Genomic DNA, 19493 nt, shown 5'->3' with positions numbered 1-19493 from the left:
CTGCGCCGAGGACATGTAATGGCTACCGAACACGAAAACACTTCCGCCGAAGACCAGGCCCTGGCTGACGAGTGGGCCGCGGCCTTGGAAGAAACCGGCGATGTTGGCCAGGACGACATCGACGCACTGCTGGCCGCCGACGCAGCCACTGCGCCTGCCGGCAAGCGCCTGCCGATGGAAGAATTTGGCAGCGTGCCGAAGAACAACGAGCCGGTGACCCTCGACGGTCCGAACCTGGATGTGATTCTTGACATCCCCGTGTCGATTTCCATGGAAGTGGGCAGCACCGAAATCAATATCCGCAACTTGCTGCAACTCAACCAAGGCTCGGTGATCGAGTTGGACCGCCTGGCCGGTGAGCCACTGGACGTGCTGGTCAACGGCACGCTGATCGCCCACGGCGAAGTGGTGGTGGTCAATGAGAAGTTCGGCATCCGCCTGACGGACGTGATCAGCCCGAGCGAACGCATCAAGAAGTTGCGCTGAGATGAAGTACTCGATGGCGGGACTGTTGCTGGCGCTGCCATTGAGCGCCCGGGCGGTGGAGCCGGTCGCGCAAGCGGCTGCGGCACCGGTGGTCGGCAGCGTCGGCGGGCAATTGACGCAGCTGGTGCTGGGCCTGTTGCTGGTGATCGGCTTGATCTTTGTGCTGGCCTGGCTGATGCGCCGCGTACAGCGCATCGGCCCGGGCAATGGCCAGGTGATCGAGCTGGTCGGTTCGCGCGCCCTCGGCCCGCGTGATCGGCTGGTGCTGGTGCAAGTCGGCGAGGAGCAGATCCTGCTTGGCATCACCCCCGGACGCATCACCCCGCTGCATGTACTCAAGACTCCGGTGGACGCGGCCAAGACCGAGACCGCCACGCCAGAATTCGCCCAGCGCCTGATGGAGTTGCTGGGCAAGGATCAGAAGGATAAGAAGTAATGCGCGTTTTGCTGACGCTCATGCTGTTGCTGGCCGCGCCGCTGGTCCTGGGCGCCGACCCGTTGTCGATCCCGGCGATCACCCTGGGCACCAACGCGGCCGGCGCGCAGGAATATTCGGTCAGTTTGCAGATCCTGCTGATCATGACCGCGCTGAGTTTTATCCCGGCCTTCGTGATGTTGATGACCAGCTTCACGCGGATCATCATCGTGTTCTCGATCCTGCGCCAGGCCCTGGGCCTGCAGCAGACGCCGTCGAACCAGATCCTCACCGGCATGGCCTTGTTCCTGACGCTGTTCATCATGGCGCCGGTGTTCGACAAGGTGAACCAGCAAGCCCTGCAACCTTACCTCGCGGAAAAGCTCAACGCCCAGGACGCCATCGACAAAGCCCAGGGCCCGATCAAGGACTTCATGTTGTCGCAAACCCGCTCCAGCGACCTTGAACTGTTCATGCGCCTGTCCAAGCGTACCGACATCGCCACTCCGGACCAGGCACCCTTGACCATTCTGGTGCCGGCGTTCGTCACCTCCGAATTGAAGACCGCGTTCCAGATCGGCTTCATGATCTTTATCCCGTTTTTGATCATCGACCTGGTGGTGGCGAGCGTGCTGATGGCCATGGGTATGATGATGCTGTCGCCGTTGATCATCTCGTTGCCGTTCAAGATCATGCTGTTTGTGCTGGTGGACGGCTGGGCGCTGATTATTGGCACCCTGGCCGGCAGTTTCGGAGGGGTATAGGGCCATGACCCCAGAAGTCGCCGTCGACCTGTTCCGCGAAGCACTGTGGCTGACCACCCTGATGGTCGCCGTGCTGGTGGTGCCGAGCCTGTTGGTCGGCCTGCTGGTGGCGATGTTCCAGGCGGCCACCCAGATCAACGAACAAACCCTGAGCTTTCTGCCGCGCCTGCTGGTGATGCTGGTGACCCTTATCGTCGCCGGCCCGTGGCTGGTGCAAACCTTCATGGAATACATCCTGCAGTTGTACGGCAGTATTCCGCAGTTGATTGGCTGAGCCGATGCAGTCCTTGCTGGCGTTGACCGACACCCAGATCAGCACCTGGGTGGCCTCGTTCATCCTGCCGTTGTTCCGCGTCACCGCGATGTTGATGGCTATGCCGGTGTTCGGTACCACCCTGGTTCCGCGTCGCGTGCGTTTGTACTTTGCCGTGGCGATCACCGTGGTGATCGTGCCGGGCCTGCCGCCGATGCCGCCGGTCAACGCGCTGGACCTCAGCGCCTTGCTGTTGATCGCCGAACAGATCCTGATCGGCGCCATGCTGGGGTTTTCCCTGACCTTGTTTTTCCAAGCCTTTGTGGTGGCCGGGCAAATCATCTCGATCCAGATGGGCATGGGTTTCGCCTCCATGGTCGACCCCACCAACGGCGTGTCGGCGGCAGTGATCGGGCAATTTCTGACCATGCTGGTGACCTTGCTGTTCTTGGCCATGAACGGACACCTGGTGGCGTTCGAGGTGCTGACCGAGAGTTTCACCACCTTGCCGGTGGGCGCAGGCTTGGTGGTCAACCACTTCTGGGAACTGGTGGGGCGCCTCGGTTGGGTACTCGGCGCGGCGCTGTTGCTGGTGTTGCCGGCGATCACGGCGCTGCTGGTGGTCAATATCGCGTTTGGCGTGATGACCCGTGCGGCGCCGCAACTGAACATCTTCTCGATTGGTTTCCCGCTGACCCTGGTGTTGGGCATGGGGATTTTCTGGGTCGGCCTGGCCGACATTCTCAATCAGTATCAACCGCTGGCCACCGACGCCCTGCAGTTCTTACGTGATCTGGCACGGGCGCGCTGAGCCATGGCCGAGAGCGAGAGTGGTCAGGACAAAACAGAAGACCCCACGGAGAAACGTAAAAAGGACTCCAGGGAAAAGGGCGAGATCGCGCGCTCCAAAGAGCTCAACACCTTTGCCACCATGATCGCCGGTGCCGGTGCCTTGCTGATCTACGGCGGGGGCCTGGCGCTGGATTTGCTGGAGATGATGAAACACAACTTCAGCTTGCCCCGCGAAGTGTTGCTCAACCCCGACGCCATGGGCCAGTACCTGCTGCACTCAGGCAAAATCGCCCTATTGGCGGTGCAACCGATCTTGATCACCTTGCTGCTCGCCGCGCTGATCGGCCCCGTTGCCCTCGGCGGCTGGTTGTTTGCCGCGGGCAGCATGGCGCCCAAGTTCAGCCGCATGAACCCGGGCGCGGGGCTCAAGCGCATGTTCTCCGCCAAGGCCTTGATTGAATTGCTCAAGGCCCTGGCCAAGTTTTTCCTGATTCTGTTCGTGGCGTTGGCGGTGTTGTCGTCCGACATCGACGACTTGTTGCGTATCGCCCATGAGCCGCTGGAGTCGGCGATCATCCACAGCGTGCAGGTGGTGGGCTGGAGCGCGCTGTGGATGGCCCTCGGGCTGATCCTGATTGCGGCCGTGGATGCGCCGATCCAGCTGTGGGAAAGCCACAAGAAACTGCTGATGACCAAGCAGGAAGTGCGTGACGAACACAAGGACCAGGAAGGCCGGCCCGAGGTCAAGCAACGCATTCGCCAACTGCAGCGCGAAATGTCCCAGCGCAAGATGATGGCTTCGGTACCCGACGCTGACGTGATCATCACCAACCCGACCCACTACGCCGTAGCGCTCAAGTACGACCCGGAGAAGGGTGGCGCACCGATGCTGTTGGCCAAGGGCAGCGACTTCACCGCCCTGAAAATCCGCGAAATCGCCGTGGCCAACGACATTCTGCTGCTGGAATCGCCGGCGCTGGCGCGCTCGATTTTCTATTCCACCGACCTCGACCAGGAAATCCCCGCCGGGTTGTACCTGGCCGTTGCCCAGGTACTGGCCTACGTTTACCAGATCCGCCAATACCGCGCCGGCAAGGGCAAGCGGCCTGATCCGCTCAAGGATTTGCCGATACCGCCGGATTTGCGTCGCGACACCTGATTCTTCTCTGACCTGTCAACTTTGACAGTAGCCATTACGCCGCCTTCACTGTTTGATACAGCGATGAGGCGCGCAGCCATGCGCGGCTCGGGAGGCGGTGATGGATAGGGGCACGGTCAGGTGGTTCGATGCGGTCAAGGGCATTGGTTTTATTGCTCGGGATCGCGATGGCAATGCGGTTGCCGTCCAATCGACGAATGTCAAATGCGCCGAACCCCCGCAAGCGCCTGCCAAGCAGCGCAAACCCCGCAAACGCAAAAAGTCAGGGGATGCATGATCCGCAACATTGCCATACCTACACTCACTGGAAGCCCGCGGCTACCTGTCAACTTTGACAGTAGCCAAAGGGCGCTGCCCGCTGTTTTATTACCCTCCATGCACTGCGCGTATGTAGTAAACGAGATGCAGGGAGAGCGGTTGTGAAGGTGGTTACGGGTACGGTCAGGTATTACGTTTGGCTCAGAGGCGATTGGTTGATCAAGCCCGATGGCGGGGGAGAGGATGTGTTTATCAATGGCAGAGACTGGCGTTGCACTGCGCTGTGGTTTGGCAAGCGCATGGAGTTCCAAATGGTCCATCGACCCGAGGGTATTTATGCGTTGCCCGTCAAACTGTGCAACCCAGGTGAACCGGGTCTCAAGTGAAGTGTAGGGAGAATGCCAATGGCAACTGGCACGGTGAAGTGGTTTAACGCGGAGAAGGGGTTTGGTTTTATTACCCAAGATGATGGAGGGCCCGATGTGTTTGCCCATTACTCGGCAATTGCGACGGCTGGGTACAAAAGCCTGGAGGAGAATCAAAAAGTAGAGTTTGACATCACGCAAGGTCCAAAAGGCCCACAGGCTGAGAATATACGGCCAGTTTAGAAACTGAATCACAGGTGGGAGCTGGCTTGCCTGCGATGGCTGACTCACAGCCAATATCCCAGTGGCTGACACACCGCAATCGCAGGCAAGCCAGCTCCCACCCTGCCCGTATTATCCGCTGCTTGCTTTGCCCGCCATTGCGGCGCCAAGGTGCAGGCGATCAGCCAGTAATTGCGCCAGTTCGATCAACTGCGCAACGCCAGTGGTGTACGGAGACTAGAGAGCCGGTTTCCTAGGGGCAACCCCAAATCCTTGTCAGAAATTTCCTCGATAGCCCCGGCTGTACACAGATCAAATGTGGGAGGGGGCTTGCTCCCGATAGCGGTGAATCAGCCAAACATCAGTGCCTGACACTCAGCAATCGGGAGCAAGCCCCCTCCCACATTTGGATTGATTTACACCCGGTGGCCCGGGGTGTTTGTGAGGTTCTCCGGGCCCAAAAGCAAAGTTGGAAGGCTTCTTGCAACCCCGCCTCCAAGTCGCCTTCCAGCGTCAAAACTTTGCTTCAAGGACCCGAGGAATACCGGTGGTAGATCGCTCTCAAATGCTCAACACGGCCCGTGGCACCCTGACTGACCTGTCGCGGGGCAATCTGGGTGTGCCGTTGTTGTTGCTGGTGATGCTGGCAATGATGATGTTGCCGATGCCGCCGTTCCTGCTCGATGTGTTCTTCACCTTCAACATTGCCCTGTCTGTCGTCGTGCTGCTGGTCTGCGTGTACGCGCTGCGGCCGCTGGATTTCGCGGTATTCCCGACCATTCTGCTGGTGGCGACCCTGCTGCGCCTGGCGCTGAACGTGGCGTCCACGCGGGTGGTGATGCTTCACGGCCAGGACGGCCATGCCGCTGCCGGTAAGGTGATCCAGGCGTTCGGCGAGGTGGTGATCGGCGGCAACTACGTGGTCGGTATCGTCGTGTTCGCGATCCTGATGATCATCAACTTCGTGGTGGTAACCAAGGGCGCCGGGCGGATTTCCGAGGTGAGCGCGCGGTTTACCCTCGACGCTATGCCCGGTAAGCAGATGGCCATCGACGCCGACCTCAACGCCGGCCTGATCGACCAGAACCAGGCCAAGTCACGCCGGGCGGAAGTCGCCCAGGAAGCCGAGTTCTACGGCTCCATGGACGGTGCCAGCAAATTTGTGCGCGGTGACGCCATCGCCGGCCTGCTGATTCTGTTTATCAACCTGATCGGCGGCATGGCCGTCGGTATCTTCCAGCACGGCATGACCTTCGGTGATGCGGGCAAGGTGTACGCCTTGCTGACCATCGGTGACGGTTTAGTGGCGCAATTGCCATCACTGTTGTTATCGACAGCTGCGGCCATCATGGTTACCCGCGCTTCGGGCTCCGAAGACATGGGTAAGCAGATCAGCCGCCAGATGTTCGCCTCGCCCAAGGCCCTGGCCGTGGCGGCGGGCATCATGGCGATCATGGGCATAGTGCCGGGTATGCCCCACTTCTCGTTCCTGAGCATGGCGGCCCTGGCCGGCGGCGCAGCTTACCTGTTCTGGAAAAAGCAGAACGCGGTCAAGGTCCAGGCCCAGCAAGAGATTGCCCGCCAGCAGGATCTGCTGCCATCCCCGGCCCGCGCCCAGGAAACCAAGGAGCTGGGCTGGGACGATGTGACCCCGATCGACATGATCGGCCTGGAGGTCGGCTACCGCCTGATCCCGCTGGTGGACCGCAACCAGGGCGGGCAATTGCTGGCGCGGATCAAGGGCGTGCGCAAGAAGCTGTCCCAGGACCTGGGCTTTTTGATGCCCACCGTGCATATCCGCGACAACCTCGACCTGGCCCCCAGTGCCTACCGCCTGACCCTGATGGGCGTGATCCTGGCCGAAGCCGAGATCTACCCGGACCGCGAGCTGGCGATCAACCCCGGGCAGGTGTTCGGCACGCTCAACGGCATTACCGCCAAAGATCCGGCTTTTGGCCTGGAAGCGGTGTGGATCGAAGTCAGCCAGCGCAGCCAGGCGCAATCGCTGGGTTACACCGTGGTGGATGCCAGCACCGTGGTTGCCACGCACCTCAACCAGATTCTCTACAAGCACTCCCACGAGCTGATCGGTCATGAGGAAGTCCAGCAATTGATGGGCTTGCTGGCCAAATCCTCACCGAAACTGGCCGAAGAGCTGGTGCCGGGTGTCCTGACACTGTCGCAGTTGCTCAAGGTGCTGCAAGCGCTGTTGGCCGAGCAGGTGCCGGTACGTGACATTCGCAGCATTGCCGAGGCCATCGCCAACAATGCCGCCAAGAGTCAAGATACTGCCGCTCTGGTGGCGGCGGTGCGCGTCGGATTGTCCCGTGCAATCGTGCAAAGCATTGTAGGCATTGAGTCCGAGCTGCCTGTGATCACCCTGGAACCCAGGTTGGAACAAATATTGCTCAATAGTATTCAGAAGGCAGGGCAAGGCCAGGAAGAGGGCGTTTTGCTGGAGCCGAGCATGGCTGAAAAGCTGCAGCGTTCGTTGATCGACGCCGCACAGCGCCAGGAAATGCAAGGCAACCCGGTGATCCTGCTGGTGGCCGGCCCGGTTCGGGCGATGTTGTCGCGGTTTGGACGCCTGGCTGTACCGAATTTGCACGTGTTGGCTTACCAGGAAATTCCTGACAATAAGCAAGTGACTATCGTCGCGACAGTTGGGCCCAATGGCTGAGGTAGTGGGTTATGCAAGTTAAGCGTTTTTTCGCCGCCGATATGCGTCAGGCCATGAAACTGGTCCGTGATGAGCTGGGCGCCGATGCCGCGATTATCGGTAACCGTCGGATTGCCGGCGGTGTCGAGCTGACGGCTGCCCTGGATTACACCCCCCAGGCGCTGGCCCCGCGCGTGCCGAACATGGAACTCGAAGACGAGCTGCGCAAGACCGCCTCGCGCATTGTGTCGGCCCAGGCTGAACTGAGTATGCGTGGCGACAGCGATGCCAGCACCAATCGTCAATTGTTCGCCGGCCTGCCGTTGACCGCCGCCGAGCCGCTGGTAGAGCCGACATTTGTCGAACCGCCGCGTCCAGCCGCGCCCGCCCCGGCTGCTGCTGTCGACCAGCGTGTGTTCGATTCGATGCGCTTTGAACTCAATGGCCTGCGTGAACTGCTGGAAGTGCAGCTGGGCTCGTTGGCCTGGACGCAACTGCAAGGCAGCAAGCCCCAGCAAGCCAACCTGTGGCGCCGCCTGCAACGCATCGGCTTGTCCGGCCCTTTGTCCCGCGACCTGCTGGCCTTGACCGCCGAAGTCGAAGAGCCGCGTCAGGCCTGGCGCATGTTGCTGGCGCACTTGGCGCGCATGATCGCCACCCCGGAAATCGAACCCCTGGAAGAGGGCGGTGTGATTGCCATGGTCGGCCCCGCCGGCATGGGCAAGACCACCACCCTGGCCAAGCTGGCCGCACGCTACGTACTCAAGTACGGCGCACAGAATATCGCCCTGGTGAGCATGGACAGCTACCGCATCGGCGCCCAGGAGCAGCTCAAGACCCTGGGCCGCATCCTCAATGTGCCGGTGACGCACGTCGATCCGGGCCAGTCCCTGGCCAATGCCCTCGACCCGTTGCTGCGCAAGCGCGTGGTGCTGATCGATACCGCCGGCCTGCAAGCCAGCGACCCGGCCCTGCGTATGCAGCTCGAAAGCCTGGCCGGGCGTGGCATCAAGTCGAAAAACTACCTGGTGCTTGCAACCACCAGCCAGAAACAGGTTCTTACCGCCGCGTACCATAGTTACAAACGCTGCGGTCTGGCCGGCTGCATCCTCACCAAGCTCGACGAAACCGCGAGCCTGGGCGAAGTGTTGAGCCTGGCCATCAGTCATGAATTACCGGTCGCCTACCTGACCGACGGGCCGCGGATCCCGGATGATCTGCATCTGCCGCGCCGTCATCAGTTGGTCAGCCGTGCCGTCAGTGTGCAAATGCAAGAAGAGCCTAGCGAGGAAGCGATGGCCGATATGTTCGCCGACCTTTACCACCACCCGGCAAAACGGGTCGGTTGAGGCAGGATGAACACCGTGAAATGTACCTACATCGATGGTCTGCAAGCGTTTCAAGCGGCCAAGCCATGTAGCCTGCGTCTAAGCAAGACAAGGTAAAGAAATAAAATGGGCAGCATGCATCCCGTACAGGTGATCGCGGTGACCGGCGGCAAAGGTGGCGTCGGCAAAACTAACGTGTCAGTGAATTTGTCCCTGGCCCTGGCAGAGCTTGGCCGTCGCGTCATGCTGCTGGATGCTGATTTGGGCTTGGCGAACGTGGACGTTCTGCTGGGGCTGACACCCAAACATACCCTTGCCGATGTGATCGAGGGCCGCTGTGAGCTGCGCGATGTGCTGCTCCAGGGGCCCGGAGGCATTCGTATCGTGCCGGCTGCCTCGGGCACCCAGAGCATGGTGCACCTGAGCCCCGCGCAACATGCCGGGCTGATCCAGGCCTTCAGTGATATCGGCGACAACCTCGACGTGCTGGTGATCGACACCGCCGCCGGGATCGGCGAATCGGTGGTCAGCTTTGTGCGCGCCGCGCAGGAGGTGCTGCTGGTGGTGTGCGACGAACCCACTTCCATCACCGACGCCTACGCGCTGATCAAACTGCTTAACCGTGACTACGGCATGAACCGCTTTCGCGTGCTGGCCAACATGGCCCAGAGCCCGCAGGAAGGGCGCAACCTGTTCGCCAAGTTGACCAAGGTCACGGATCGCTTCCTCGATGTGGCTTTACAATACGTCGGCGCAGTTCCCTATGACGAGTGTGTGCGCAAGGCCGTGCAAAAGCAGCGTGCGGTCTACGAAGCGTTCCCTCGTTCGAAATGCGCACTGGCGTTCAAGGCCATTGCCCAGAAGGTCGATACCTGGCCGTTGCCCGCCAATCCGCGTGGGCATCTGGAGTTTTTCGTCGAGCGTTTGGTGCATCAGACGAGTGCGGGACCGGTGCTATGACATCCAGCGGCTACAACCTTTACAAAAAGTCGGCACGTGACAGCCAGGGCGAATTGATCGAGCGCTATGCGCCTCTGGTCAAGCGCATTGCCTATCACCTGTTGGCGCGCCTGCCGGCGAGCGTGCAGGTCGAAGACTTGATCCAGGCCGGCATGATCGGCCTGCTTGAAGTGTCGACCAAATACGACGCGAGCAAGGGTGCGAGTTTCGAGACGTATGCGGGTATCCGTATTCGTGGCGCAATGCTCGACGAGGTGCGTAAAGGCGATTGGGCGCCGCGTTCGGTACACCGCAATACCCGCATGGTCAGTGATGCAATTCGTGCAATTGAAGCAAAAACCGGTCGTGACGCTAAAGATCATGAAGTTGCGGCCGAACTCCAATTGAGTCTCGACGATTACTACGGGATTTTGAACGATACCTTGGGCAGCCGCCTGTTCAGTTTCGACGACCTTTTACAGGACGGCGAACACGAAGGGCTGCACGAGGACGGCGCGAGTGCACATCTTGAACCGTCGCGCGATCTGGAAGATGAACGTTTCCAGAAAGCGTTGGCGGACGCGATTGCCAACTTGCCGGAGCGTGAGCGCCTGGTGCTGGCGCTGTACTACGACGAAGAGCTGAACCTCAAGGAAATCGGTGAGGTCCTGGGGGTCAGCGAGTCGCGTGTCAGCCAATTGCATAGCCAGTGCGCAGCCCGCTTGCGGGGGCGATTGGGAGAGTGGCGCGCGCGCTGACAGGCAGTGTGGGGACACTGCAGACGCTACCGCGAAACCGCAGGGTTTTGCGGGTGAGTACCGTGGTGCCCTGGGCAGTCCTTTTTGTGTAACGCCTGTTGATTGAAATGGCGCGTCCAGGTGCTGGGCGCGTTTAAGACTGCTTGGAGGTCGAATTGGACAAGAACATGAAAATCCTCATCGTTGATGACTTCTCAACGATGCGGCGGATCATTAAAAACCTGTTGCGTGACCTTGGGTTCACCAACACGGTCGAGGCGGATGACGGCATTACGGCGATTCCGATCCTCAACAGTGGCAGCATCGACTTTCTGGTAACCGACTGGAACATGCCGGGTATGACTGGTATTGACCTGCTGCGCCACGTGCGCGCCGATGAAAAGCTGCGCAGCCTGCCTGTGCTCATGGTGACCGCCGAAGCCAAGCGTGAACAGATCATCGAAGCCGCCCAAGCCGGGGTCAACGGTTACGTGGTCAAGCCATTCACGGCGCTGGCCTTGAAAGAGAAGATTGAAAAAATCTTCGAACGCATCGGTCATTGATGTCGCCACGGGGGAGCTATGGAGCATAACGAAACGTCACAGGGCGACTTTGAGTCGACCCTGAAAAAACATGCTCACCAGTTGGTCGACAGCCTGGAAAAAGGCCAGTTCGCCGATGCGGTGCAGTTGATCCATGAGCTTAACCAGACCCGTGACCGCGGCCTGTACCAGGAAGTGGGCAAGCTCACACGCGAGCTGCACAGTGCGATCGTCAATTTCCAGATTGACCCGCGCATGCCCCAGGCCGAAGAAATTTCGCAAATCACCGATGCCACTGAGCGGCTGTCCTACGTGGTCAGGCTGACCGAGGCCGCTGCCAACCGCACCATGGACCTGGTGGAAAACGCCACGCCTCTGGTCAACGGCATGGCCAGCGAAGCCCAGGCCCTGAGCCTTGACTGGGGCCGCTTCATGCGCCGTGAAGTGGGCGCTGAGGAATTTCGTGAGTTGGCGCGTCGGGTCGACGGTTTCCTGTCGCGCAGCGAGCAAGAGAACCGCACGGTGGCCAGCAACCTCAACGACATCCTGCTGGCCCAGGATTACCAGGACCTCACCGGCCAGGTGATCAAGCGCGTGACCCAGTTGGTCACCGAAGTGGAAAGCAACTTGCTCAAATTGGTGCTGATGGCCGGCCAGGTCGACCGTTTTGCCGGCATCGAACACGACCGCGAAGCGATCCTCTCGGAAAAAGATCCACAAAAACATCTCGCCAAGGGTGAAGGTCCGCAGATTCATGCCGATAAACGTGAAGACGTTATGTCAGGTCAGGATGACGTAGATGACCTGTTATCCAGTTTAGGCTTCTAAGGAGCACACCCATGAGCTTCGGCGCCGATGAAGAAATCCTTCAGGATTTCCTTGTAGAGGCCGGCGAAATTCTAGAGCAACTGTCCGAGCAACTGGTCGAGCTGGAAAGCCGACCGGATGATGCGAACCTGCTCAATGCAATTTTTCGCGGTTTTCACACTGTAAAAGGGGGCGCCGGCTTCCTCCAGCTCCATGAGCTGGTGGAGTGCTGCCACATCGCCGAGAACGTGTTCGACATCCTGCGCAAGGGTGAGCGTCACGTTGATTCGGAATTGATGGACGTGATTCTCGAAGCACTGGATGCGGTCAACGGCATGTTCAGCCAGGTGCGTGAACGTGCGCCGATCACGGCGGCTACCCCGGAACTGCTGGCCGCCCTGGCGCGCCTGGCTGAACCGGCTGCTGCTGCTGCTGCTGCGCCGGTTGTGCAAGCGGCGCCTGAGCCGGTGGTAGAAGCCGAGCCGGACGTGACCGACAGCGAGTTCGAACAGCTGCTCGACTCGCTCGATGCGGTCAAGGCCGAAGCCGAAGGCCCGGCGGCGCCTGTCGCCACGCCGACCAGCGAAGACATTACAGACGCAGAATTCGAATCCTTGCTCGACCAGTTGCATGGCAAGGGCCAGTTCGCGGCCGATGCCGTGGCCCCTGTGGCGCCGCCGCAAGTGCCGGATGCCAATGCCAGCACCGACATTACCGACGATGAGTTCGAAGCACTGCTCGACCAACTGCATGGCAAAGGCACCTTTGTGGCCGAAGCCCTGCCGGAAGTCGCAGCCACGGCTGCCGCCCCGACCACCAAGGCTGGGCCTGCCGACGACGGGCTGATCTCCGATCACGAGTTCGAAGCGCTGCTGGACGAGCTGCACGGTAAAGGCAAGTTCACCGAAGTGGCCCCGGCTGCCGCCGCAGCGGTCGCCACTGCCGCACCGGCGGCTGCCAAAGCGCCTGCGCCAGTCGCCAAACCGGCACCCGCGCCGGCACCTGCCCGTGCAGCGGCACCGGCCGCGGCGGAAAAGCCCGCCAGTGAAGCCGAAACCACCGTGCGCGTCGATACCGCACGCCTGGACGACATCATGAACATGGTCGGCGAACTGGTGCTGGTGCGTAACCGTCTGGTGCGCCTGGGCCTGAACAGCGGCGACGAAGCCATGCAAAAGGCCGTGTCGAACCTCGATGTGGTCACCGCCGACTTGCAAACCGCCGTGATGAAAACGCGGATGCAGCCGATCAAGAAAGTCTTTGGCCGCTTCCCGCGCCTGGTCCGCGACCTGGCGCGCCAGCTCAAGAAAGAAATCAACCTGGAACTGGTGGGCGAAGAAACCGACCTGGATAAAAACCTGGTCGAGGCCCTCGCCGACCCGCTGGTCCACTTGGTGCGCAACGCGGTCGACCATGGGGTAGAAACCCCGGAAGAACGCGAAGCCGCCGGCAAGTCGCGTAACGGCAAAGTGATTTTGGCGGCGGAGCAAGAGGGCGACCACATCCTGCTGTCGATCACCGATGACGGCAAAGGCATGGACCCGACCATCTTGCGCAATATCGCGGTCAAGCGCGGCGTGATGGACAAGGACGCCGCCGACCGCCTGACTGACACCGAGTGCTACAACCTGATCTTCGCCCCGGGCTTCTCGACCAAGACCGAGATTTCCGACGTGTCCGGCCGTGGCGTCGGCATGGACGTGGTGAAAACCAAGATCAGCCAGCTCAACGGCTCGATCAACATCTACTCGACCAAGGGCCAGGGCTCCAAGATCGTCATCAAGGTGCCGTTGACCCTGGCGATCATGCCGACCCTGATGGTGATGCTGGGCAACCAGGCGTTCGCTTTCCCGCTGGTCAACGTCAACGAAATTTTCCACCTCGACCTGTCGCGCACCAACGTGGTGGACGGCCAGGAAGTGGTGATCGTGCGCGACAAGGCATTGCCATTGTTCTACCTCAAGCGTTGGCTGGTGGCGTCGGCCAAGCATGAAGAGCAGCGTGAAGGCCATGTGGTGATTCTGTCCGTGGGCACCCAGCGCATCGGCTTTGTGGTCGATCAACTGGTGGGCCAGGAAGAAGTGGTGATCAAGCCTTTGGGCAAGATGCTGCAGGGCACCCCGGGCATGTCGGGCGCGACCATTACCGGTGACGGTCGGATCGCGTTGATTCTCGATGTTCCAAGCATGCTCAAGCGTTACGCCGCACGGCGTATTTGATTCTGGTGGGGCAGGGCGGTCATGCCCGCCCCACCTAACGGAGTGTTTATGGCAGTCAAGGTCCTGGTGGTGGACGATTCGGGTTTCTTCCGCCGCCGCGTCTCGGAAATTCTTTCCGCCGATCCAACGATCCAGGTGGTCGGCACGGCCACCAACGGTAAAGAGGCGATCGATCAGGCCATCGCGTTGAAGCCGGACGTGATCACCATGGACTACGAGATGCCAATGATGGACGGCATTACCGCCGTGCGTCACATCATGCAGCGCTGCCCCACCCCGGTATTGATGTTCTCGTCGCTGACTCACGAAGGCGCACGGGTGACCCTCGACGCGCTGGATGCCGGCGCGGTGGACTTTCTGCCGAAGAATTTCGAAGACATCTCGCGCAACCCCGACAAGGTCAAGCAGATGCTGTGCGAGAAGGTGCACAGCATTTCCCGCAGTAACCGTCGTAGCCTGTTCAGTGCACCTGCGCCGGCACCTGCGCCTGCGCCCGTAGCGGCTGCACCGACCTCATCGTTTGCACGCCCGGCCCCTGCGCCGGTGGCTCGGCCTGCGGTGGCGCCGGTACGTGCCGCCGCTGCACCGAGCACCCATTCGCCAGCGCCCAAGCGCAAGGCTTACAAGCTGGTTGCCATCGGTACCTCCACCGGCGGCCCGGTGGCCTTGCAGCGGGTGTTGACCCAGCTGCCGGCCAACTTCCCGGCGCCGATTGTGCTGGTGCAGCACATGCCCGCGGCGTTCACCAAGGCGTTCGCCGAGCGCCTGGACAAGCTGTGCCGGATCACCGTCAAGGAAGCCGAGGATGGCGACATCCTGCGTCCTGGCCTGGCGCTGCTGGCGCCGGGTGGCAAGCAGATGATGGTGGACGGCCGTGGTGCGATCAAAATCCTGCCGGGCGACGAGCGCTTGAACTACAAGCCGTGTGTGGATATCACCTTCGGTTCGGCGGCCAAGTCCTACGGTGACAAAGTTCTGGCGGTGGTGCTCACCGGCATGGGCGCCGATGGCCGTGAAGGCGCACGCCTGCTCAAGCAAGGTGGCAGCGCCATCTGGGCCCAGGACGAAGCCAGCTGTGTGATCTATGGCATGCCCATGGCCATCGTCAAGGCTGACCTGGCTGACGCGGTCTACAGCCTGGACGACATCGGCAAGCATCTGGTGGAGGCCTGCCTCTGATGGATGTCTTGAGCCTGATCGGGATCACCATGGCGTTTGTCGCCATCATCGGCGGCAACTACCTCGAAGGCGGCCACCTCGGCGCCCTGGCCAATGGCCCGGCAGCGCTGATCGTGATTGGTGGCACCGTGGGCGCGGCGCTGTTGCAGTCGCCGCTGAGCTCGTTCAAGCGGGCCATGCAGATCCTGGTGTGGATCATTTTCCCGCCACGGGTCGACCTGCCCGGCGGCATCGACCGCGTGGTCAACTGGAGCCTCACTGCCCGCAAGGAAGGTTTGCTGGGCCTGGAAGGCGTGGCCGATGCCGAGCCCGACAGCTACGCACGCAAGGGCCTGCAATTGCTGGTGGACGGCGCTGAGCCGGAAGCGATCCGCAGCATCCTGGAGGTGGATTTCTACACCCAGGAAAGCCGTGACATCAATGCGGCCAAAGTCTTTGAAAGCATGGGTGGCTACGCGCCGACCATCGGCATCATCGGCGCGGTGATGGGCCTGATCCACGTGATGGGCAACCTGGCTGATCCTTCGCAACTGGGCAGCGGTATTGCCGTGGCGTTTGTGGCGACCATCTACGGCGTGGCCAGTGCCAACCTGGTGCTGTTGCCGGTGGCCAGCAAGCTCAAGTCAATTGCCATGCGCCAGTCGCGTTATCGCGAAATGCTGCTCGAAGGCATCCTCTCGATTGCCGAGGGCGAGAACCCGCGCTCCATCGAATTGAAGCTCCAGGGCTTCATGGATTGATGGGGAGGAACCGCCTGTGAGCCGTCGCCGTCGCGAGCCTGAAGAACATGTCAACCACGAGCGCTGGCTGGTGTCCTACGCGGACTTCATCACCTTGTTGTTTGCGTTTTTCGTGGTGATGTATTCGATTTCGTCGGTCAACGAAGGCAAGTACAAGATCATTTCCCAGGCACTGGTGGGCGTGTTCAACGATACCGAGCGTGCGCTCAAGCCGATTCCCATCGGTGACGAGCGGCCCAAGACCGTCACCCCGGCCAAGTCGCTGGTTAACGACAGCGATGAGATCGCTGCCGGTGTCGGCGGCACCAGTGACCCGCTCAAAAGCATCGCCGATGACATCAGTGCCGCCTTTGGTGACCTGATCAGTTCCAATCAGATGACCGTACGCGGCAACGAGTTGTGGGTGGAGATCGAACTCAACTCCAGCCTGTTGTTTGCCAGTGCCGATGCGTTGCCCAGTGACCAGGCGTTCACCATCATCGACAAGGTGGCGGCGATCCTTAAACCGTTTGAAAACCCGATCCATGTGGAAGGCTTCACCGACAATTTTCCCATCAGCACCGCGCAGTACCCGACCAACTGGGAACTGTCATCGGCCCGTGCATCGAGCATCGTGCGCATGTTGGCCATGCAGGGTGTGAACCCTCAGCGGCTGGCGTCGGTGGGCTATGGTGAATTCCAGCCGGTGGCCAATAACGCCACGGTGGAAGGGCGGGCACGCAACCGCCGGGTGGTGCTGGTGGTGTCGCGCAACCTGGATGTACGTCGCAGCCTGACCGGCACCGGCACGGCCAATGCAACACCGGATGCGGCGTTGAAGCGCGCTGGCACACAAACTGCACCGGCCCCTGTAAAGTCGCCGGTTCGGGCAAGCGCCGTCAATTCTCCGTCACCGGCTCAATAACCTTATGCCATGTCTCGGTCGCGCCTGTGCCCGCCGGGAGGAACCAACCGAATGAGAGTCTGGGCAGTTGCCAATCAAAAGGGTGGAGTGGGCAAGACCACCACCTCCATCGCCTTAGCCGGCTTGCTGGCCGAAGCGGGCAAGCGTGTGGTCGTGGTCGACCTCGACCCCCACGGTTCCATGACCAGCTATTTCGGTTACGACCCGGATGCGCTGGAACACAGCTGCTATGACCTGTTCCTGCACAAGGGCAGCGTGCCGGCGGATTTGCCCGGGCAATTGCTGCTACCCACCAGCAACGAGAGCATTTCGCTGTTGCCATCGAGCACCGCGCTGGCCACCCTTGAGCGCCAGTCGCCGGGGCAGAGCGGCCTGGGCCTGGTGATCGCCAAAACCCTGGCGCAGCTGTGGCAGGATTTCGACTACGCGATCATCGACAGCCCGCCGTTGCTGGGCGTGCTGATGGTCAACGCCCTGGCGGCCAGCCAGCAATTGGTGATCCCGGTACAAACCGAGCACCTGGCGGTCAAGGGCCTGGAACGCATGGTCAGCACCCTGGCGATGATCAACCGTTCGCGCAAACAGGCGCTGCCGTTCAGCATCGTGCCGACGTTGTTCGACCGCCGTACCCAGGCATCCCTCAGCACTTTGCGTGTATTGCGCGATGCCTATCCGGACACCATCTGGAACGGCTACATCCCCGTGGATACGCGCCTGCGTGATGCCAGCCGTGCGGGGCTCACGCCGTCGCAGTTCGATGGCAAGAGCCGTGGTGTGCTGGCCTACCGTGCGTTGCTCAAGCATCTGCTGTCGCAGCAGCTTGTGGCGCAGGTGGCGTGATGAACCGTCCTGTCGAATTCAAGACCCGGCCGCAACTGGCGCTGGAATCCTACCTGGATGCCCTGCTGCAGGATGCGACTGACGAAGCGCTGCCGGAACCGATTCTGATACTTGAGCCTGCTGTCGAGCCTGACACTACGCTGGACGATTTCCAGCAGGCCGTCATGGAAGAGCAGGCGCGCGATGCGCAGGTGGTGGAGGCTCCAGTCGTGGTGCCGATCACCCCTGCGGTGGTGGCGCCGATGGTGGTCGAACCGGTGGTGGACGTGCACCTGCCGCCGAGTATCACGCCACCGCCGGTAACCGGTGACGGCCGCCCGGCGTGGGCGGCCGAGCCGTTCGAGTGCCTGCTGTTCGACGTCGCCGGCTTGACCCTGGCAGTGCCGCTGGTGTGCCTGGGCTCGATCTATTCTTTGGAAGGCCAGGAGCTGACACCGCTGTTTGGTCAGCCGGAGTGGTTTCTCGGCATCCTGCCCAGCCAGGCCGGCAACCTCAAGGTGCTGGACACCGCGCGCTGGGTGATGCCCGACCGCTACCGCGACGATTTCCGCCAGGGCCTGCAATACGTGATTTCGGTGCAGGGCTACGAGTGGGGGCTGGCGGTGCATCAAGTCAGCCGCTCGTTGCGCCTGGACCCCAATGAAATCAAATGGCGCAGCCACCGCGGCCAGCGCCCCTGGCTGGCGGGCACCGTGATTGAGCACATGTGCGCATTGTTGGATGTCGCTGAACTGGCCGAGTTGATTGCCAGCGGTGCGGTCAAGGCGATGCCACAGAACAAACGTAGTTGATTGAACAATAAGGGCCGTGCGGTTGCGCGGCGCAATAGCATACACGCCGTCGATAGCGGCATTTGAAGGGGTTACACGAATGAACAAGTCAGCGTCCGCACAAGGTTTGGATGATCCGATCCTGCAATGGGTTACCTTCAAACTCGACAACGAGACCTACGGCATCAACGTGATGCGCGTGCAGGAAGTGCTGCGCTACACCGAGATCGCTCCGGTACCGGGTGCACCGAGCTATGTGCTGGGCATCATCAATCTGCGTGGCAATGTGGTGACAGTCATCGACACCCGCCAGCGTTTTGGCCTGGACACGGTTGAAGTCAGCGACAACACCCGTATTGTGATCATCGAAGCCGACAAGCAAGTGGTCGGGATCATGGTCGACAGCGTGGCCGAAGTGGTTTACCTGCGCCAATCGGAAGTGGAAACCGCACCGAATGTCGGTAACGAAGAATCGGCCAAGTTCATCCAGGGCGTGTGCAACAAGAACAACGAACTGCTGATCCTGGTTGAGCTGGACAAGATGATGAGCGAAGAAGAGTGGTCGGAACTGGAGAGCATCTGATTGTTCCTTGAGGCAGCGGTGATTGTCCTGGCCCTGTTGTGGGCCGGGACCTTGGCGTTTGTACTGCGCTATATGCGTCAGCAACGGGAATTGGCCTTGCAACAGGCCGAACGCGATGCCGTGCGTGATCGGCGCATTCTGGAGCTGGTCAAGCGCGTGGATCATTACCAGCAGAGTGCGGTGCGGGTCGGCGATGAAGTGCATGAACTGCGCGCGATTCTCGGGCCTTTGCCGGATAAGTTGGTGCAACTGGAACAACGTGACCCTTCGAACCTGTCCTTTGCCCAGGCGGCCAAGCTGGTGGGGATGGGGGCGACGGTGGACGAACTGACCCAGTCGTGCGGCTTGACCCAGGCCGAGGCGCAGTTGATGAGCAAGTTGCACAAGAGCTGATTCGGTTGGTCAGGTTCAATGTAGGAGCGAGCTTGCTCGCGAAAAACCTCAACATGACGCGTGCTTCCTGCATAAACACGGCGCCTATGGGTTTCTCGCGAGCAAGCTCGCTCCTACAGTGGACATTGGAGGTTGCCCC

At 60.9% G+C, this 19493-nt stretch carries 22 protein-coding genes; all 22 read left to right on the top strand.

The features are described 5' to 3' along the window. Positions 1-18: 18 nt before the first annotated feature. The 22 genes from fliN (at position 19) to E4P00_RS07010 (ending at position 19354) form a co-directional block, all read left to right on the top strand. Positions 19-486 (top strand): flagellar motor switch protein FliN, encoded by a 468-nt coding sequence (gene fliN / locus E4P00_RS07115; RefSeq protein WP_005790067.1) that lies wholly within the window; start codon positions 19-21, stop codon positions 484-486. A gap of 1 nt (position 487) precedes the next feature. Then, positions 488-922, top strand: coding sequence for a flagellar biosynthetic protein FliO (gene fliO / locus E4P00_RS07110; protein ID WP_148852731.1), 435 nt, complete (start codon positions 488-490; stop codon positions 920-922). Next, positions 922-1665, top strand: coding sequence for a flagellar type III secretion system pore protein FliP (gene fliP / locus E4P00_RS07105; protein ID WP_248131033.1), 744 nt, complete (start codon positions 922-924; stop codon positions 1663-1665). Before fliO ends, fliP begins: the two co-directional genes overlap by 1 nt. 4 nt (positions 1666-1669) lie before the next feature. Beyond that, the gene (gene fliQ / locus E4P00_RS07100; RefSeq protein ID WP_003192936.1) at positions 1670-1939 is read left to right on the top strand and encodes a flagellar biosynthesis protein FliQ; all 270 of its coding nucleotides are present in this window, start codon (positions 1670-1672) and stop codon (positions 1937-1939) included. 4 nt (positions 1940-1943) lie between these two features. After that, on the top strand, positions 1944-2729 hold the full coding sequence (gene fliR / locus E4P00_RS07095) for a flagellar biosynthetic protein FliR (protein WP_005790062.1): 786 nt from the start codon (positions 1944-1946) through the stop codon (positions 2727-2729). 3 nt (positions 2730-2732) lie between these two features. After that, positions 2733-3869: a flagellar biosynthesis protein FlhB gene (gene flhB, locus E4P00_RS07090; protein WP_005790061.1), complete on the top strand. Its 1137-nt coding sequence runs from the start codon at positions 2733-2735 to the stop codon at positions 3867-3869. Positions 3870-4288: 419 nt separating this feature from the next. Next, entirely contained in the window at positions 4289-4513 is a 225-nt protein-coding gene (locus tag E4P00_RS07085; protein ID WP_032880067.1) for a hypothetical protein, read from the top strand. A gap of 18 nt (positions 4514-4531) precedes the next feature. Then, positions 4532-4735 carry a cold-shock protein gene (locus tag E4P00_RS07080; protein WP_032880068.1) on the top strand — a complete coding sequence of 68 codons (204 nt, stop codon included), beginning with the start codon at positions 4532-4534 and terminating at the stop codon, positions 4733-4735. A 544-nt stretch (positions 4736-5279) separates the two neighbouring features. Next, positions 5280-7394, top strand: a complete 2115-nt coding sequence (gene flhA / locus E4P00_RS07075; RefSeq protein ID WP_032880069.1) for a flagellar biosynthesis protein FlhA — start codon at positions 5280-5282, stop codon at positions 7392-7394. Between the two features lie 11 nt (positions 7395-7405). Next, complete coding sequence (flhF, locus tag E4P00_RS07070; RefSeq protein ID WP_005790047.1) at positions 7406-8722, top strand: flagellar biosynthesis protein FlhF; 1317 nt, start codon at positions 7406-7408, stop codon at positions 8720-8722. 105 nt (positions 8723-8827) lie between these two features. Then, positions 8828-9661 carry a flagellar synthesis regulator FleN gene (gene fleN / locus E4P00_RS07065; protein ID WP_003192912.1) on the top strand — a complete coding sequence of 278 codons (834 nt, stop codon included), beginning with the start codon at positions 8828-8830 and terminating at the stop codon, positions 9659-9661. After that, complete coding sequence (fliA, locus tag E4P00_RS07060) at positions 9658-10398, top strand: RNA polymerase sigma factor FliA (protein ID WP_005790042.1); 741 nt, start codon at positions 9658-9660, stop codon at positions 10396-10398. Before fleN ends, fliA begins: the two co-directional genes overlap by 4 nt. A gap of 167 nt (positions 10399-10565) precedes the next feature. Further along, complete coding sequence (locus tag E4P00_RS07055; RefSeq protein WP_005790040.1) at positions 10566-10940, top strand: chemotaxis response regulator CheY; 375 nt, start codon at positions 10566-10568, stop codon at positions 10938-10940. An 18-nt stretch (positions 10941-10958) separates the two neighbouring features. Further along, the gene (locus tag E4P00_RS07050) at positions 10959-11747 is read left to right on the top strand and encodes a protein phosphatase CheZ (RefSeq protein WP_032880071.1); all 789 of its coding nucleotides are present in this window, start codon (positions 10959-10961) and stop codon (positions 11745-11747) included. An 11-nt stretch (positions 11748-11758) separates the two neighbouring features. Then, positions 11759-13945, top strand: coding sequence for a chemotaxis protein CheA (locus E4P00_RS07045; RefSeq protein ID WP_248131031.1), 2187 nt, complete (start codon positions 11759-11761; stop codon positions 13943-13945). Positions 13946-13993: 48 nt separating this feature from the next. Continuing rightward, positions 13994-15124 carry a chemotaxis response regulator protein-glutamate methylesterase gene (locus E4P00_RS07040; RefSeq protein WP_216091904.1) on the top strand — a complete coding sequence of 377 codons (1131 nt, stop codon included), beginning with the start codon at positions 13994-13996 and terminating at the stop codon, positions 15122-15124. Further along, a complete protein-coding gene (locus tag E4P00_RS07035; RefSeq protein ID WP_005790033.1) occupies positions 15124-15864 on the top strand; it encodes a flagellar motor protein in 741 nt (246 codons plus the stop codon). Before E4P00_RS07040 ends, E4P00_RS07035 begins: the two co-directional genes overlap by 1 nt. Positions 15865-15880: 16 nt before the next feature. Continuing rightward, complete coding sequence (gene motD / locus E4P00_RS07030) at positions 15881-16768, top strand: flagellar motor protein MotD (RefSeq protein ID WP_248131029.1); 888 nt, start codon at positions 15881-15883, stop codon at positions 16766-16768. Positions 16769-16819: 51 nt separating this feature from the next. Next, positions 16820-17608, top strand: coding sequence for a ParA family protein (locus E4P00_RS07025; protein WP_005790028.1), 789 nt, complete (start codon positions 16820-16822; stop codon positions 17606-17608). Beyond that, the gene (locus E4P00_RS07020; RefSeq protein ID WP_248131027.1) at positions 17608-18399 is read left to right on the top strand and encodes a CheW domain-containing protein; all 792 of its coding nucleotides are present in this window, start codon (positions 17608-17610) and stop codon (positions 18397-18399) included. Before E4P00_RS07025 ends, E4P00_RS07020 begins: the two co-directional genes overlap by 1 nt. Before the next feature lie 79 nt (positions 18400-18478). After that, positions 18479-18961, top strand: a complete 483-nt coding sequence (locus tag E4P00_RS07015; protein WP_005790025.1) for a chemotaxis protein CheW — start codon at positions 18479-18481, stop codon at positions 18959-18961. Beyond that, complete coding sequence (locus E4P00_RS07010) at positions 18962-19354, top strand: DUF2802 domain-containing protein (protein ID WP_005790023.1); 393 nt, start codon at positions 18962-18964, stop codon at positions 19352-19354. It abuts the gene before it with no gap. The last annotated feature ends 139 nt before the right edge of the window (positions 19355-19493 follow it).

Source organism: Pseudomonas sp. B329, assembly GCF_023127835.1.
Taxonomy (GTDB): Bacteria; Pseudomonadota; Gammaproteobacteria; order Pseudomonadales; family Pseudomonadaceae; genus Aquipseudomonas; species Aquipseudomonas synxantha_A.
The sequence above is the reverse complement of the archived record's forward strand: the minus strand, read 5'-3'. Positions and strand labels throughout refer to the sequence as shown.